General features: G+C 38.3%; 13 protein-coding genes. 2 read left to right on the forward strand and 11 right to left on the reverse strand.

The genetic code is table 11. The features are described from left to right. Window positions 1-45 precede the first annotated feature (45 nt). Both EHLA_RS09145 and EHLA_RS09150 read right to left on the reverse strand, forming a co-directional pair. Complete coding sequence (locus EHLA_RS09145; RefSeq protein WP_021907271.1) at window positions 46-846, reverse strand: basic amino acid ABC transporter substrate-binding protein; 801 nt, start codon at window positions 844-846, stop codon at window positions 46-48. A gap of 200 nt (window positions 847-1,046) precedes the next feature. Continuing rightward, window positions 1,047-2,024 (reverse strand): DMT family transporter, encoded by a 978-nt coding sequence (locus tag EHLA_RS09150; protein WP_242970704.1) that lies wholly within the window; start codon window positions 2,022-2,024, stop codon window positions 1,047-1,049. 180 nt (window positions 2,025-2,204) lie between these two features. On the opposite strand from EHLA_RS09150, the gene argH reads away from it, so the two are divergent. Together argH and EHLA_RS09160 are read left to right on the forward strand one after the other, a co-directional pair. Beyond that, window positions 2,205-3,590: an argininosuccinate lyase gene (gene argH, locus EHLA_RS09155; protein WP_021907269.1), complete on the forward strand. Its 1,386-nt coding sequence runs from the start codon at window positions 2,205-2,207 to the stop codon at window positions 3,588-3,590. Between the two features lie 15 nt (window positions 3,591-3,605). Next, complete coding sequence (locus EHLA_RS09160; protein WP_096240449.1) at window positions 3,606-4,988, forward strand: sodium-dependent transporter; 1,383 nt, start codon at window positions 3,606-3,608, stop codon at window positions 4,986-4,988. A 160-nt stretch (window positions 4,989-5,148) separates the two neighbouring features. Here the strand turns inward: EHLA_RS09160 and EHLA_RS09165 are convergent, their stop codons facing one another. From EHLA_RS09165 to EHLA_RS09205, 9 genes are all read right to left on the reverse strand, one after another. Beyond that, a complete protein-coding gene (locus EHLA_RS09165) occupies window positions 5,149-5,805 on the reverse strand; it encodes a Crp/Fnr family transcriptional regulator (protein ID WP_162290857.1) in 657 nt (218 codons plus the stop codon). 105 nt (window positions 5,806-5,910) lie between these two features. Next, on the reverse strand, window positions 5,911-7,230 hold the full coding sequence (locus tag EHLA_RS09170; RefSeq protein ID WP_242970705.1) for an MATE family efflux transporter: 1,320 nt from the start codon (window positions 7,228-7,230) through the stop codon (window positions 5,911-5,913). Between the two features lie 32 nt (window positions 7,231-7,262). Next, a complete protein-coding gene (locus tag EHLA_RS09175; RefSeq protein ID WP_096240453.1) occupies window positions 7,263-8,519 on the reverse strand; it encodes a Zn-dependent hydrolase in 1,257 nt (418 codons plus the stop codon). A 36-nt stretch (window positions 8,520-8,555) separates the two neighbouring features. Further along, window positions 8,556-9,005: a threonine/serine exporter family protein gene (locus tag EHLA_RS09180; protein ID WP_096240455.1), complete on the reverse strand. Its 450-nt coding sequence runs from the start codon at window positions 9,003-9,005 to the stop codon at window positions 8,556-8,558. 12 nt (window positions 9,006-9,017) lie between these two features. Further along, window positions 9,018-9,782 carry a threonine/serine ThrE exporter family protein gene (locus tag EHLA_RS09185; protein ID WP_096240457.1) on the reverse strand — a complete coding sequence of 255 codons (765 nt, stop codon included), beginning with the start codon at window positions 9,780-9,782 and terminating at the stop codon, window positions 9,018-9,020. A gap of 31 nt (window positions 9,783-9,813) precedes the next feature. Further along, a complete protein-coding gene (gene hydA / locus EHLA_RS09190; RefSeq protein ID WP_096240459.1) occupies window positions 9,814-11,193 on the reverse strand; it encodes a dihydropyrimidinase in 1,380 nt (459 codons plus the stop codon). 84 nt (window positions 11,194-11,277) lie between these two features. Beyond that, the gene (preA, locus tag EHLA_RS09195; RefSeq protein WP_096240461.1) at window positions 11,278-12,534 is read right to left on the reverse strand and encodes an NAD-dependent dihydropyrimidine dehydrogenase subunit PreA; all 1,257 of its coding nucleotides are present in this window, start codon (window positions 12,532-12,534) and stop codon (window positions 11,278-11,280) included. Window positions 12,535-12,547: 13 nt separating this feature from the next. Further along, a complete protein-coding gene (locus EHLA_RS09200) occupies window positions 12,548-13,756 on the reverse strand; it encodes an FAD-dependent oxidoreductase (protein ID WP_096241612.1) in 1,209 nt (402 codons plus the stop codon). A 598-nt stretch (window positions 13,757-14,354) separates the two neighbouring features. After that, window positions 14,355-15,227: a MerR family transcriptional regulator gene (locus tag EHLA_RS09205; RefSeq protein ID WP_096240463.1), complete on the reverse strand. Its 873-nt coding sequence runs from the start codon at window positions 15,225-15,227 to the stop codon at window positions 14,355-14,357. Window positions 15,228-15,557: the final 330 nt, after the last annotated feature.

Consider the following 15,557-nt stretch of genomic DNA (forward strand, 5'->3'; position numbering starts at 1 on the left):
CCTGCTTTTTCATATCATAGCTACAATCTCCGTAACTACGTATAATTATTTGATGTATTTGTCAAGAATCTTCTGGATAGTTCCATCTTCTTTCAGCTCTTTTAATGCTCCGTTTACTGCGTTAAGTAAATCCGTATTGCCTTTCTGAATTGCTGCTGCATAATCTTCCTGAACATAATCTGTGTCAAGAATCTGTAAACCATCTGTTGTCTTTACAAAAGCTTTAGCTGGCTGGTTATCAATGATTACTGCATCAATCTTACCGCTTGTAAGAGCCATAACTGCGTCAGCACCTTTGTTGTACTCTTCTACGTTTTCTTCGCCAAAGTCATCCTTTGCGTAGATGTCACCAGTTGTTGCTAACTGCACACCAATCTTTTTACCTTTTAAGTCATCAATAGACTTAATGGAAGAACCTTCTTTTACGATAACGGACTGAATACCTGTTGCATAACTGTCAGTGAAGTCAACAGACTGCTTTCTCTCATCTGTTACAGTCATACCTGCAAGACCTAAGTCTGCTTTACCGGACTGTACTGCTGTGATGATAGAGTTAAATTCCATATCCTGAATCTCCAACTTCAGTCCTAATTTATCTGCAATCGCTTTTGCGATGTCAGCATCAATACCAACAATATCATTACCCTCATAAGATTCATATGGTGGGAATGTCGCATTGGTTGCCATTGTTAAAACACCATCTTTTGCTGTCTTTACTGTAGCTGTTCCATTAGCAGAAGTACTGGATTCTGCTGACTTTTTGTCGTTGCTGCTACCGCATCCAGCTAACATGGATACAGACATAACAACTGCAAGCGCAACGGCTGCTAATTTTTTCATCTTCATTTTTCTCTCTCCTTTGTTTCATTTCATTACAAGTTTTTCTAAAAAAATTTGCGTATTGCAAGAAAGCTACGCAAAGCTTTCTTCTAAATATAAAAAATACCACAAACCGAATAAAAACACAAGTGCTTCCTGCATATTCTTTGAATAAATATTCATCAAACTTACTTTGAATTAATAAAATGAACATGTACTATGCATTTTTATACTTTTCTTCGGATATCCGGAAGCTGCGCTAATACAATCGCAATAAACATAAGTACACAGCCGATCAATTCTCTTGTTGTAAGAACCTGATGCAGGAATACATATCCTGAAAGTGCAGAAAATACAGATTCCAAACTTAAAATAAGTGCTGCTACTGTTGGATTCAACCCCTTCTGTCCTACAATCTGCAAAGTATAACCTACTCCGGTTGACATAATACCTGTATAAAGAATCGGTCCTGCCGCACTTAAAATCATTGCTATGCTCGGATTTTCAAATAGAAGCATGAACACAGCACCAAGTATCCCACCGGTAAGGAACTGGATACAGGACATTTTTACACCATCTACAAATGGATTATAATGATCGATTGCAAGAATCTGGCCTGCATACAAGACCGAACAGCATAAAATAAGTGCATCTCCTCTTTGTATCGTCAATTTCTGTGTAATACATAAAAAATATAATCCTGCTAATGCAATGACTACACTGATCCATGTAAGAATTCCGCAATATTTCTTAAAGAACAAACCGATAAGCGGTACGATAATGATATAAAATGTTGTGATAAATCCAGCTTTTCCTACTGTCGTATACTGAATTCCTGTCTGCTGAAAACAGTTGGCAAAAAACAGAAAAATACCACAGACAATGCCGCCTTCTATAAGCTGTTTGTTTTTCCAACTTAGTCTTTGTTTCTCCTCCGTCTCTATATGAAGAATATTCTCAGAATTCACTACATCTGCACTTTCATTCTGACTTTTTTTCCGGATACCGTCAAGTACTATAATAACCGGGATCAAAAACAAACCACCGATTACAGAGCGCAGGCAAATAAATGTAAATGGCCCGATATAATCCATACTTACACTTTGTGCCACAAAAGCCGCACCCCAGATCATGGCTGTCAGAAACAGAAAAAATGTATTTCGCAATTTATGTGTCTTCACTTGCGCTTTCATTTGTGCTTTCATCTTCCATCAACCTCTTTTCCTCTCAAATTCTTCTGCAAATAGCAAAGATAGGACAGATTATACTCCAATCTCATATCAGAGACAAGATTTTTCTTCCTTTTTCCTTGCCAGTTATCATATTTTCATGTAGAATATTCATTTAGAACACTTTTAGAAATTATATAATCAGGAGGAAGTTTTATGGCTCAATTATGGGGCGGACGATTTACAAAAGAAACCGATAAACTGGTTTACAATTTTAATGCGTCCATCAATTTTGATAAGAAGTTTTATAAACAGGATATGGAAGGAAGTATTGCTCACGTAAAGATGCTTGCTAGTGTTGGTATCCTCACAGAAGAAGAAAGAGATCAGATCATTACCGGTATCGAAGGTATTCTTCGTGATGTAGAGAATGGTTCTCTTATTATTACGGAAGAATATGAAGATATCCACAGTTTTGTAGAGGCTGTACTTACAGAGCGTATTGGCGATGTCGGAAAGAAGCTTCATACAGGAAGAAGCCGAAACGATCAGGTTGCTCTTGATATGAAGTTATATACAAGACAGGAGCTTCTTTCTATCAGAGAGCTTGTTCTTGAACTGATCAAGACATGCCAGACTTTAATGGAAGAAAATATTCACACCGTTATGCCTGGATTTACTCATTTACAGAAGGCACAGCCGTTAACACTCTCTCACCATGTCGGTGCATACATGGAAATGTTTAAAAGAGATTATTCCCGCTTAAGTGACATTTATGACCGCATGAATTACTGTCCGTTGGGTTCCGGTGCATTAGCAGGAACTACCTATCCATTAGACAGAGAAATGACGGCAGAACTTCTTGACTTTTATGGCCCTACTTTAAACAGCATGGATTCTGTATCTGACAGAGACTATGTTATCGAACTGTTAAGTGCACTTTCTACAATTATGATGCATTTAAGCCGTTTTTGTGAAGAAATCATTCTCTGGAATTCTAATGAGTACCGTTTCATTGAGATTGATGATGCTTACAGTACCGGAAGCAGTATTATGCCACAGAAAAAGAACCCGGATATTGCAGAATTAATCCGCGGAAAAACTGGTCGTGTTTATGCAGCTTTAACATCTATTTTAACTACTATGAAAGGAATCCCTCTGGCATATAACAAAGATATGCAGGAGGATAAAGAACTCACTTTTGATGCATATGACACTGTAAAGGGCTGCCTTGCTCTCTTTAACGGTATGTTAAAGACAATTACTTTCCATAAAGACATCATGGAGCAGAGTGCCAAACATGGCTTTACAAACGCTACCGATGCAGCAGATTACCTTGTAAATCATGGGGTTCCATTCCGCGATGCTCATGGAATCGTGGGACGTCTTGTACTGTATTGTATTGACAAAGGAATTGCTCTTGATGATATGAGTCTTGAAGAATATAAAGCAATCAGTCCTGTATTTGAAAATGACATTTATGAGGCAATTGATGTTCATACTTGTGTTGACAAGAGAAATACTATCGGTGCCCCAGGTCCAAAAGCAATGGAACAGGTCATCGCGATCAATAAAAAATGGATTGAAGAACACGAAGAGTAAACAGGGAGAATAACTATGAAACATTCAAAAAAGTCACATAAAGAGGGACGAGGAAGTTTTTCCGGCCGTATCGGCTATGTGCTGGCCGTTGCCGGTTCTGCTGTAGGTCTTGGAAACATCTGGCGTTTTCCATACCTCGCTGCAAAATATGGAGGAGGAATCTTTCTTTTAGTTTATCTCCTTTTAACTGTATCTTTTGGATATGTTCTTATTATGTCCGAAACAGCTCTTGGGCGTATGACTAAAAAAAGTCCGGTAGGTGCATTTGCTTCTTTTGGTAATAGCTTTCCTTTTAAACTTGGAGGCTGGCTCAATGCGGTTATTCCTATCCTGATCGTTCCTTATTATAGTACGATCGGCGGATGGGTTATCAAATATCTTGCTGAATATCTAAAAGGAAATGTGCAAGAAGTTGCACAGGATGGCTACTTTACCGGATTCATCACAGATTCTTTTCAAACAGAACTGTGGTTCCTTGTTTTTGCAGTCCTGATCTTTATTATCATCCTTGGCGGCGTAAGAAATGGAGTAGAACGAATGTCTAAAATCATGATGCCGATTCTTGTACTTTTAGCAATCGTTGTAACAATTTATTCCGTTACACGTCCGGGCGCATTAGCCGGAGTAAAGTATTTCTTAATTCCTAACATGAAGAATTTTTCTTTTATGACAATTGTTGCTGCAATGGGTCAGATGTTTTATTCTCTTTCCATTGCTATGGGAATCCTTTACACCTACGGTTCTTATACAGATAAAGATATGGATCTTGAACAATCCACAACACAGATTGAAATCTTTGATACAGGGATTGCAATACTTGCCGGATTAATGATCATTCCTGCTGTTTTCTCTTTCTCTGGTGGAAATCCTGAAAACTTACAGGCCGGACCATCCCTCATGTTTATTACTTTACCAAAAGTATTTGCCAGTATGGGAATCGGTACCGCAGCTGGTATCCTGTTCTTTGTACTCGTGCTGCTGGCAGCTCTTACAAGTGCAGTATCTTTAATGGAAACCTGTGTATCTACTTTTGCAGATGAATTTCACTGGAGCCGTAAAAAATGTTGTGTATTCATGGCTGTTGTTATGATTGTTCTTGGTTCCGCATCTTCTATGGGATACGGTGCCCTTGATTTCATTCAGATCTTCGGAATGGCATTCCTTGATTTCTTTGATTTCCTTACAAACTCTGTAATGATGCCGCTTGCTGCTTTAGCAACCTGCTTCTTAATCCTCAGGGTTGTTGGATTTAAGAAAATCTCAGAAGAAATCGAACAGTCTTCTTCTTTCCGCAGAAAGAAGTTATACACTGTCTTCCTTAAATATTTCGCACCAATCTGCCTGATTATTATTTTGTGCAGTTCTATCGCGAATGTATTGGGAATTATTTCTATGTAGGCTTATTTCTATGTAAGCTAATGTAGACTACTATAAATAAATACAAAAAATATAGCAGGGGTTCCAATAAAGTATATGGACTCCCTGCTATAGGATTAGGGGCCGTTTTGTACAGCCCCTTTTTACATATATTTTTTAATTTAAATGTGGAATGATTGGATTATATGGCTTCTCGAAATCCATCTTCTGTACTTTCTTTTAAAAGAAGATACTGCTTCTGATTAATTTCGATATCGTTGCCTTTTCGGGAAATATATCCCTCATTGATAAATTTTCGCAAACACCGGTTCACTGTTCTGACGCAGATCCCTGTATAATCCGAAAGGTCTTGTCGAACAAAGCTAATTCGTAAAACACCATTTTGTGCATATTTTTCATGCCAGTCTACGAATAACCAGGCCAGGCGATTTGCTCCTTGTAAAAATAAAAAGTCTCTACTGCTACATGCCTGGGAAAAAAGATATTCTCCCATCAGTTTTGATACCTGCTTCAATGCTATAATATCTGTATGAATCCATCGCTCAAACTTATTTTTCGGTACTTTAACCAGAAGGCAATCGGTGAGAGTCTGAAGAGTATGACAGTGTTCTTCTACTTCCATCAGGACTTCCATAGCTCCATAAGCATACATTTTTGTAAAAAGCCTATGGTTATATGACATACCATGAATATTATTATCTGTTACTTTTACTAGTCCTTTTCCAATAAAATAAATGGTATTAATTTTTTCTCCTTCATGAAAAACCGGCGTTCCTTTTTTCACCTCTTCTACGGTAATGGCATTAAGCAGCCAATCCGGAGCCGTTTTAAAGTACAAGGAAAATTCCTCCTTTTTGTCAGAATCAACCTTTGTCAAAAAAGGAACGGTTTCCTTTGAACACGTTTTACCCATTTTACCACACCCTTACTCCCGACAGGTGGTTTATTTTTCCTGCCGTTCTACTTTTTTCATAATGAAAAAGCAACAAATACAAGTCACTATTTCTGCAGCAGGGAATGAAATCCAGACACCTGTCATTCCCCAGCATCGACTGAATAGCCACATGAAAATATATAACATTACCAGCTGTCTTAATAAATTAATCACTATACTATAACGAATCTGATTTACTGATTGAATATAGGAAGCAACCATCGTTGCAATACCGTTAAAAAGATAACCTGTCGTCATAATGCGTAAAGCTGGCACACCAAAAGACATCATTTCTTCTGATGCCATGAAGACTTTTAAAATCTCTTTTGGAAAAAGAGAAAGAATCAACTCCCCTGTTCCCATAAACAGCATAGCAATGACAGTTCCCCATATCATAGTTTTTTTCAGCCGCTCTTTATTTCCTGCACCAAAGTTAAAACTCATAATAGGAATACAACCCTGGATCAGACCGTTTACTGTCATAACGACCAACTGCTGCGCTTTAAAATATGCACCAAAGAAGGCAACCGCAGTCATGGAATATGCAGCTAGAAAACTGTTGGTAAAAGTCACCATAAAGGCGCCTAATGCGTTCATAATAAATGAAGGCATCCCGCATCGAAAAATATTTATCCAGACAGCCGGATTCAATTTCCATCCTTTTGTCTTGATTTTTACCTTTTGTTTGGTAAACAATAATACATAAAAAGCAATCAGCATGGAAACGGTATATCCAAGTACTGTGGACACTGCCGCTCCTTTTATTCCCATAGCTGGGAAAGGTCCCAGACCAAAAATGAGAATTGGATCAAAAATAAAATTAAATACAACACCTGCCGTCTGAAATGCCATTGGTGTCAGCATATTGCCGGTACCTTGAAGAATTTTCTGAATGGCAATATGCACCATATTCGGTATTTGCAAAAATACGCATATCTTCATATATTGCATACTTAACGCATATATCTCTTCATCTTTAATAAAAATATGAAAATATGGTTCAAGGATCAGATAAAAAATAACATTCAGCAGAATACCAAAAAGGAAAGAAAGCAGCAGTCCATGACTAACAATATTATTGGCCTCATCCTGCTCTTTTCGTCCAAGATACCTGGCCACCAAAACGTTTATGCCCACACCTGTACCAATGGAAAATGCCAGCATCAGTGTAGTCAGTGGAAAAGAAAATGATACTGCAGTCAATGCTTTTTCACTGATTTGTGCCACAAAGAGACAGTCCACAAAATTGTAGGTATATTGCAAAAACATAGAAAATAGCGGTGGCAGCGACATTTGCATGATAAGAGGAACAATGGCTTTCGTTCCCATTTGATTTTCCTGTTGATGCTCCATCTTTTTAACTATTTTGCATCGCATTTCAGTACAGCGTTTAAGAGTACGGATGCCCCCTGTGTACACTGCTGTACGGAAGTAAATTCTGGTTCACAATGGGAATGTCCGTCTTTTGAAGGAACAAAAATCATTGTTGTTGGCATCATATATGCGCAGAACTGTGCATCATGACCCGCACCAGAGTTGATTCTCTGATGAGAATATCCCAGTTCTTCTACGGATTCTTTTACATAACCAACCAGTTCTTCGTTGAAATACACCGTATCACGTGTCCATGCCGGTTCGTATTCTACTTTACATCCTACGATTTCTTTTGGCATGTTTTCAATAATTTTCACTACCTGTTCAATTACCTTTGGATCTTCATGTCTTGCATCAATAGAGAAATCCACGTAATCAGGAATAACTGTATGCACATTTGGATGAAGAGCAATTTCGCCTGTTGTATATACCAGTTCCGGATCAAGTTTATCTAATTCATCATGAAGATACTGTAAGATTTTTGCTGATGCATATAATGCGTCATGACGATATTTCATCGGTGTTGTTCCCGCATGATCAGCCTGTCCATAAGTTTTAATTCTGTAGCAGATCATACCCAGTACACAAGTAACTACACCAACATCATTATTCTCTGCCTCAAGGATAGGCCCCTGTTCAATATGTAATTCAAACATTGCTTTATAATCTTTTGGATTTAAGCGGTTTGCCTCTGGTCCTTTGTACCCGGATGCTTCAAGAGCTGCTCCAAATGTTTGTGTCGGATCCAGAATAGACTTGGAATTGAGCATATCCTCGTGCACGAATTTATAACGGATATCCTCTGGCAGATAATCATAGCACAAAACACCAGATGCCATCATTGATGGTGGGTATAAAGAACCTTCTTCGTTAGTCCAGATCATAGCTGTAATATTATGTTTATGTGGAATTTTCTCTGCTGCGATGGTTTCAAGAACTTCCATAGCACCCATAACACCGAGAATACCGTCATAGTTACCACCATTTTTTACAGAATCACAATGGGATCCCATAACGATACCTGGAAGATCAGGTTCTGAACCTTTTAATGTCGCATATACACATGCCATATCGTCTGTTTTAATTTCAGCTCCAATTGCTTCCATTCTTTTTACGAACTCTGCTCTTGCCTGCAATGCTTCCGGAGACAGAGAATATCTTGTAATTCCACCATGTCCAGCATCACCAAATGTGCTAAATGTTTTTATTTTATCACCCATACGTTCTTCACTACATGTATACATTTTAAATTCCTCCTCTATTTTTATAATTAAAATTAATTATACTATTTGTTTTTTATGTTTAAAAAAATACCTTCTCAAAGCTTTCCAAAAATCCATGGCTAAAATCAGTCCCGCCGCAATGGATACTGAAGTAACCAATGCTTCTAATGCATATTCTTTTCCAAGACTCCTGTTACTCTGGCAAAAATAGTACATCGTATGATATAAAGCCGCCCCCGGAATCAGGGGAATAATTCCTACTGCGATATAAGCAGTTCTTGGCATTTTAGTATAGATTGCCATAATTTCTATATAAATTCCAAGAACTGCTCCGGAAATCAAAAACTGGACACTATAGGAAGAAATGAACAAGCCGGAAAATATATAAACTGCCCAGGCTAATCCTCCTCCTAATGCCGTAACTAAAACCTGTTTGCCTCTCAAATGAAACAACAGAGCAAATCCTACGGAACCAAAAAATCCGCTGATAATCTGTATCCAGTTCATTTTCTCTCTCCTTTACCCCAGCAGTACGTTTACAAAGACAAAACCTGTGGCAACTACAAGACTCAACATGATTGCCTCCGTAAATCTTGTAAGTCCAGACAGCATATTGTTAGAAAAAAACTCCTGTATGGCACAGGTAAATATTACACCAGGAATAAAAATCATAATATTACCAATACTTACCAATTCGGAGGAAATTCCTACTCCTATCCTCGCTGCTAAATTTGAAAGAAATCCCGCTGATGCCGCACACAGAAATACCTGTACGAAACGATTCAATTCTTTATTAAGCAGAAATTGATCAATCGGTGCGATCAGTACACCAATCAGAGCAGAAACAAGAGCATCCACGATACTTCCACCGAAAAAAATCGTAAAAGATAAAGAAATTAATGCAAAAATAAACATTTTACTATAAAGAGAACTGGCACTTGCCTGATCAATAGTTTCCAAACGGATTCTCGCTTCTTTTAACTCGATTTTTTCTGCACAAATATCTCTGGACAATGTATTTAACAAGGTCAGTTTATGCATATTTCTATCAAATTGATCCACACGTCTGATTTCCGTCAATCCCGGAAGATTTTCTCCCGAGATTGTCACTACAATAACATAAGTAATTGCAAAACATTCAATCGCTTCTGCACCCAATACACGACACATGCGTTCAATGCTGTCTTCTACACGACCAATTTCCGCTCCCGAAGATAACATTTGTTCACCTATATCCAGTATAATCTGTAAATTTTCTCTCGCTGTTGCCGCCCGTGTATCCACTTTGTCTCCTTTTTATCTAAAGCTGTCCTGCTTATTTTTTCGGACTACGTTTTATATACTGACCCATACCAGGCTTACCAACGAATTCTCCATTATCATAAACGAGCTGTCCTCTTAAGTAAGTCTGTACCGGATAACCATGCAGCTGTTTACCTTCCCAGATTGTATGATCATAATCGGAATGCATAGAATCAAGCGTGATGGTAAAGTCTTTGTCTTTATCATAAATAACGATATCTGCATCTTTTCCAACAACTAAAGAACCTTTGTTGTCACAGCCGAAAATTTTAGCTGGTGTAGTAGCGCAAAGTGCTACTACTCGCTGGAAAGAAATCTTTCCTGTATTTGCTGCATCAAGCATGTATGGATACAGATTTTCCACGCCGGCACAGCCATTTGGAATTTTGGTAAAGTCGTCTTTTCCCCAGTCTTTTTCATAACTCTGGAATGGACAATGATCGGTAGCAACCGTATCAATAAGACCTGCTTTTATTGCCTGCCATAATGCATCCTGACTTTCCTGTCCCTTTATCGGAGGAGAACATACAAAGTTTCTTCCATCTTCTCTCTTATAAACATCACAGGTAAATTCTAGATACTGTGGACAAGTTTCCACGTAAACTTCTGCACCCTGACGTTTTGCTTCAATACAGGCTTCCAAACCTTCTTTATCTGCCATATGAACGATATATAACGGCGCATCAAGATGTTTAGCCCAGTGAACGGCACGTTTATCTGCTTCCGCTTCTACAAACTCCGGACGACTCAAATAATGATACCAGGCACTTGTCTTTCCTTCTTTCAGGAATTTTTCTATATTCAGATCAATAAGATCCGGGTTTTCTGCATGCACGTTAATCATCGCACCCAGTTCTTTGGCACGAATAAGTAATCTGGCAAGAGTCGCATCATCGACCATCATTCCTTCTTTTTTGTAAACGAGGAAACATTTAAAACTTGTGATACCTTCTGCCACTGCCTGTTCCATCTCTTCTAGAATCTCTCCATCATTTAAATTGGTAATACAGCAATGCATCGCATAATCAACACAGGCATCCTGTTCCAGAATTTCTTTTTTGGAATTTACCAGACCAAGGATTGTTTCTCCTGCATGCTGCACAGGATAATCGAAGATCGTTGTCACACCACCACAGGCTGCTGCTCTTGTACCTGACAGATAACTGTCAGCAGAAACTGTTCCACCAAAAGGCATCTGTAAATGTGTATGTACATCCAAAGCACCCGGAAGCACCAGTTTTCCATTGACGTCGCAGACTTTTTCCGCCTCTGCTTCATCCATATTCAATTCCATAGCTGCAATCTTTCCATCTTTTACGGCAACATCACAGGCATACATATCTGTTGTAGTAACGACAACACCATTTTTAATCAGTAAATCATATTTTTTCATGACCACTTTACCCCCTGTTTATTTTTGTTGCAGCCCAATATTGGGCTGCGAACAATCATAAATCTGTCTCTTTTAAGGAGACGATTATTCATATTTTGTTTTCAGAATAACATCATGTTCTTCTCTACCCGGTTTGAAAACAACTTCTCCCGGTGTGATACAATGCATTACCGGACAGACATTTAAGCATAAGTGACATCCTACGCACTTGTCTTCTAAAAGTTTTGGTTTTCTTGTCTCCTGATCAAACTCGATTGCCTGATGACCACCATCAAAGCAGGATACATAACATCTTCCACAACCCACACACTTTTCTGTATCAAACTGTGGCAGGATACGGAAGGAACGATCAAGTTCGTCTGCTCCCTTAATACTTGGCAGAGCTCTTCCTACTAAATCCTGCAATTTATCAATACCATTTCTTTCCATATAGTGAGACAGACCACTGATCATATCTTCAACAATACGGTAACCATACTGCATGATGGCTGTAGTACACTGTACATTTTCACAACCTAACAAGATAAATTCTAAAGCATCTTTCCATGTTTCTACACCGCCCATACCGGATAATGGAATGTCTACCAGCTTAGGATCATGTTTAAGATCAGAAACAAAACGAAGAGCGATTGGTTTTACTGCTGCTCCTGAATAGCCGGATACTGCAGATTTACCGTTAACTACCGGCATACCAGAGTTGAGATCTAAATCTATGTTACTGATAGATTTTACAGTATTGATGGCAGCAAGACCTTTTGCTCCACCTTCCACTGCTGCGATAGCCGGAAGTTCCATATTGGTAATATTTGGTGTCATTTTTGCAATTACAGGAAGATGGGTATTTGCAGTTACTACTTCACAGTAATGTTTTACTAGTTCTGGTCTTGTCCCTACGTCAGATCCCATAGTAGAGGAAGTCATCTGTGGACAGGAGAAGTTACATTCAATCAGGTCAACACCCACTTCTGTTACTGCCTTTGCCAGATAAGCCCATTCATCATCATTACTTCCCATGATACTGGCAACAATAACTTTGTTTGGATAATCCTGTTTTAATCTGCGCATATATTCAAGGTTTACTTCCAGTGGCTTATCCGATATCTGTTCCATGTTTTTAAACCCTAACCAAGGTGTTCCTTCTTTTGTAGTGATATCAAAACGCGGAGAAATTTCATCCGGGATATAAACACCAATCGATTTATAATAAATTCCACCCCAGCCTGCTTCCAGAGCTTTTGCACACATTTCATAATTACTTCCTACCGGTGAAGAAGAAAGGAAAAATGGATTTTCACATTTCACACCTAAAAAATCAATGGATAAATCTTTTTTTAATGCCATAGTCGTATTCCCCCTATTTTAAATCAGCTGCAATTTTTGCTGCTGCTTCTTTTCCATCTGCTACTGCCTCTACTACAGTACGTCCTCTGCCGTAAAGCATATCTCCGCCAAGATATACACCGTCTGCTGCTTTCAATTCTGCATATTCTTCTGTCTGTTCCTGTCCGATAGCAAAAATAATCTGATCTGCTTTAAGTACTAATGAAGAATATCCATCACGTCCAGCTGCTTTTAATGCAGTAACTTTTCCGTTTTCTCCCACGATTTCTGTTGGCGCAAACTGAGTAAAAATTGGAACACCCATGTTCTGTACTGTAGTTACTTCTTCCATATTTGCCGGTGCTTCTTCAATCGTACGACGATAAACAATTGTTGCATTTGCGCCTAACTGTTTTGCTGTAGATACGCAGTCCATTGCAACGTCTCCACCACCAATCACAATAACATTTTCACCCAGTTTAAATTCTTTACTTCTGCTTCTTGCTGCTTTCAGGAAGTCAATCGCATTTTCTACACCTTCAAGATCTGCTCCTGGAACGTCAACCATTTTAGATTTCCAAAGACCAACACCTACAAATACTGCATCGTATTCCGCTTTTAACGTTTCCAGTTCAGCTAAATCTACTTTATGATCACATTCAAATTTCACTCCAGCTTGACGGATTGTCTCTAAATCAAAATCTACAACATCCTGTGGAAGTCTTGATGGGGTAATACCGTAAGTAAGCATTCCACCAACTTTTTCATTTGCTTCAAATACAGTTACATCAAATCCCTCACGAGCCAGTTCACGAGCACAAGCTAAAGAAGAAGGTCCACCACCGATACAGGCAACTTTTTTGCCATTTGCTTCGCCTGGTTTTATAAAATTCATCTGCTCTTCTTTTTCCTGTTCAACTAAAAATCTCTGTAATTTACCAATATTGATTGGCTTGTCAATTCCACAACGGCTGCATGCCTGTTCACACATCTGATCGTAAGGACACACATCTGCACAACATCCTGCTAATGGATTGTTTTCACGAATTGTTTCTGCTGCGCCCCAAACGTTTCTAAACCTCAGTGAGCGAATAAATTTTGCTGGATCTGTTCCTGCCGGACATCCTTTGCTACATGGGGCATCGTGACAAAGAAGACAACGAGAAGCTTCCTCCATGGCTCTTCTTAAGTCATACCCTTTTTCTAATTCCTGGTCGTATGGTTTGATGATTGTTTTACTCATAATGTAAAAACCGCCTTTCTCCATTTTTCCTTTTATGTTTTCCTTATTATTTGTTTCCACATTGCCTGTTTCCATAGGGGAATACATTGTTAATAATTTAATGAAAACTTATTCGGTAGTTCCTTATGTACTCATTTTAATACATACAGTTTTGGGCAAGTAAAGAGGTTTTTTTCTTTTTTTCGTTTTTTTATTGTGCATATCGCATAAAACTCTCCACCTATGGACGGTTTTCTCTCCATATTTCCATTATAAATACATTTGGTCATTTATCGTTTTTTTGTCAAACTTTCTCTTTTTCAAGTCGAGCCGCCGCGAGACTTGGCGCGTGATTCTCGCGGAGCGTTTTCTTAGTCGGAGATTGGACTTCCACTGAGACAAATTTGCTGTCACTCACCACCTGAAAGAGGTGGGAGTCTTCTCAACTGAGATAAATATGTTTCTTCTATAACTAATGATGTTAGGTTCAAAAGGCATTTTGCTGTAGCTAACGCTACTCCCGTAATTCTGAAACAATCATTCAAGATTTTTCATATAAAGAAAAAGCCGGTTTTGTAAAAGGAGCTTTTATTCTCTTTCACAAAACCAGCTTCTAAATTTACCTAGGTTTCTTTTTTCCCTTAGGTTCTTTAATCGGCACGATGATTCTTGTAATATGTTCTTCCACATTAGCTGTATCTATAGGAGAAACAAGGAATTCTTCCATAACATCTCCGCATATTTCATAATTATTTTCATCAATCCAACGTTTTAATGCGATATAGGTTTTAAAAATATTTTCATAATCTCCCCTATAAATTGCTGTCGCTGCTGTAAACCCTCCAAAACTATGGATATTTTCATTGACAGAAGGGTCTTCTTTTACCTGAATGGAAAATTCGATATCACAGTCCTTAGAAAAAAACTGTCCGAACATCTCAGTGTGGAAGGTTACATAAATAGGACCGGCGATTTCAAGCCCAAGATTAACCGCCTCTTCATTAATGGTAATCCAGCGTTCCAGACTGACTTCCTCATTACGGTATGATTTAATGATGGAACGAGATCCTAAAACATGAATTGGCGGAATCTCTTCTATTTTATATTCTTCTTCATCCACCCGGTCATGCAGATAATTCTGACCTTTAATAAAACGTTCCAGCAAACATTCATTTTCCCGTCGTCTCTTTTCCAATTCAGCAATCTCAGCATCAATTTCATTAAGATGTATATAAATGCTGTCCAGATAATAATCCATAGTATTATTACTGATAATTTCTTTAATATCTTTTAAATTAAATCCAAGAGAACGGAATTGGCGAATCATAAAAGCAGTAATTAACTGTTCTTTGCTATAATATCGGTAATTGCTTGTTTCCTTTCTTATTTGTGGTACGAGTAATTTAATTTCATCATAATAACGCAGGGTTTTAACCGGAATTTTGCAAATACCTGATACCTGCCCGATTGAATAGTATTTCTTTTCTTCCATAGGATATCACTCCATTGCCAATTTTATCTTATTAAACTGTTGTGGTTCTATTCTACCTGTAAACTCCCATACTTCATTAATTTTTCACAAAATCTGATGGCTGACAGGTGTATATGTATAAAGAAGAGCTGCCTGAACATCAAGCAACTCTTCTTTATAATAGATTTGATTTAATTATAACAAACTCTACTGGCAATGACAAGCGTAAACTCTTGATTTGTAGATTTAAGGTAGACGAAAAAAGAAAAACTATCCTATCCCATCTGCTCTGTAGTCGCTGTGATTAAGATGCTCATCCGCATCTTAATCACGCTCCCAAGCCGCATCTGG

This window comes from Anaerobutyricum hallii, assembly GCF_900209925.1.
Lineage (GTDB): Bacteria > Bacillota > Clostridia > Lachnospirales > Lachnospiraceae > Anaerobutyricum > Anaerobutyricum soehngenii.

Excerpts from the sequence above, each read along its gene's own strand:
- EHLA_RS09145 (WP_021907271.1), bottom strand. The coding sequence starts at position 846 with ATGAAGATGAAAAAATTAGCAGCCGTTGCGCTTGCAGTTGTTATGTCT.
- EHLA_RS09150 (WP_242970704.1), bottom strand. The coding sequence starts at position 2,024 with ATGAAAGCACAAATGAAAGCGCAAGTGAAGACACATAAATTGCGAAAT.
- argH (WP_021907269.1), top strand. The coding sequence starts at position 2,205 with ATGGCTCAATTATGGGGCGGACGATTTACAAAAGAAACCGATAAACTG.
- EHLA_RS09160 (WP_096240449.1), top strand. The coding sequence starts at position 3,606 with ATGAAACATTCAAAAAAGTCACATAAAGAGGGACGAGGAAGTTTTTCC.
- EHLA_RS09170 (WP_242970705.1), bottom strand. The coding sequence starts at position 7,230 with ATGGGAACGAAAGCCATTGTTCCTCTTATCATGCAAATGTCGCTGCCA.
- EHLA_RS09175 (WP_096240453.1), bottom strand. The coding sequence starts at position 8,519 with ATGTATACATGTAGTGAAGAACGTATGGGTGATAAAATAAAAACATTT.
- EHLA_RS09180 (WP_096240455.1), bottom strand. The coding sequence starts at position 9,005 with ATGAACTGGATACAGATTATCAGCGGATTTTTTGGTTCCGTAGGATTT.
- hydA (WP_096240459.1), bottom strand. The coding sequence starts at position 11,193 with ATGAAAAAATATGATTTACTGATTAAAAATGGTGTTGTCGTTACTACA.
- preA (WP_096240461.1), bottom strand. The coding sequence starts at position 12,534 with ATGGCATTAAAAAAAGATTTATCCATTGATTTTTTAGGTGTGAAATGT.
- EHLA_RS09200 (WP_096241612.1), bottom strand. The coding sequence starts at position 13,756 with ATGAGTAAAACAATCATCAAACCATACGACCAGGAATTAGAAAAAGGG.
- EHLA_RS09205 (WP_096240463.1), bottom strand. The coding sequence starts at position 15,227 with ATGGAAGAAAAGAAATACTATTCAATCGGGCAGGTATCAGGTATTTGC.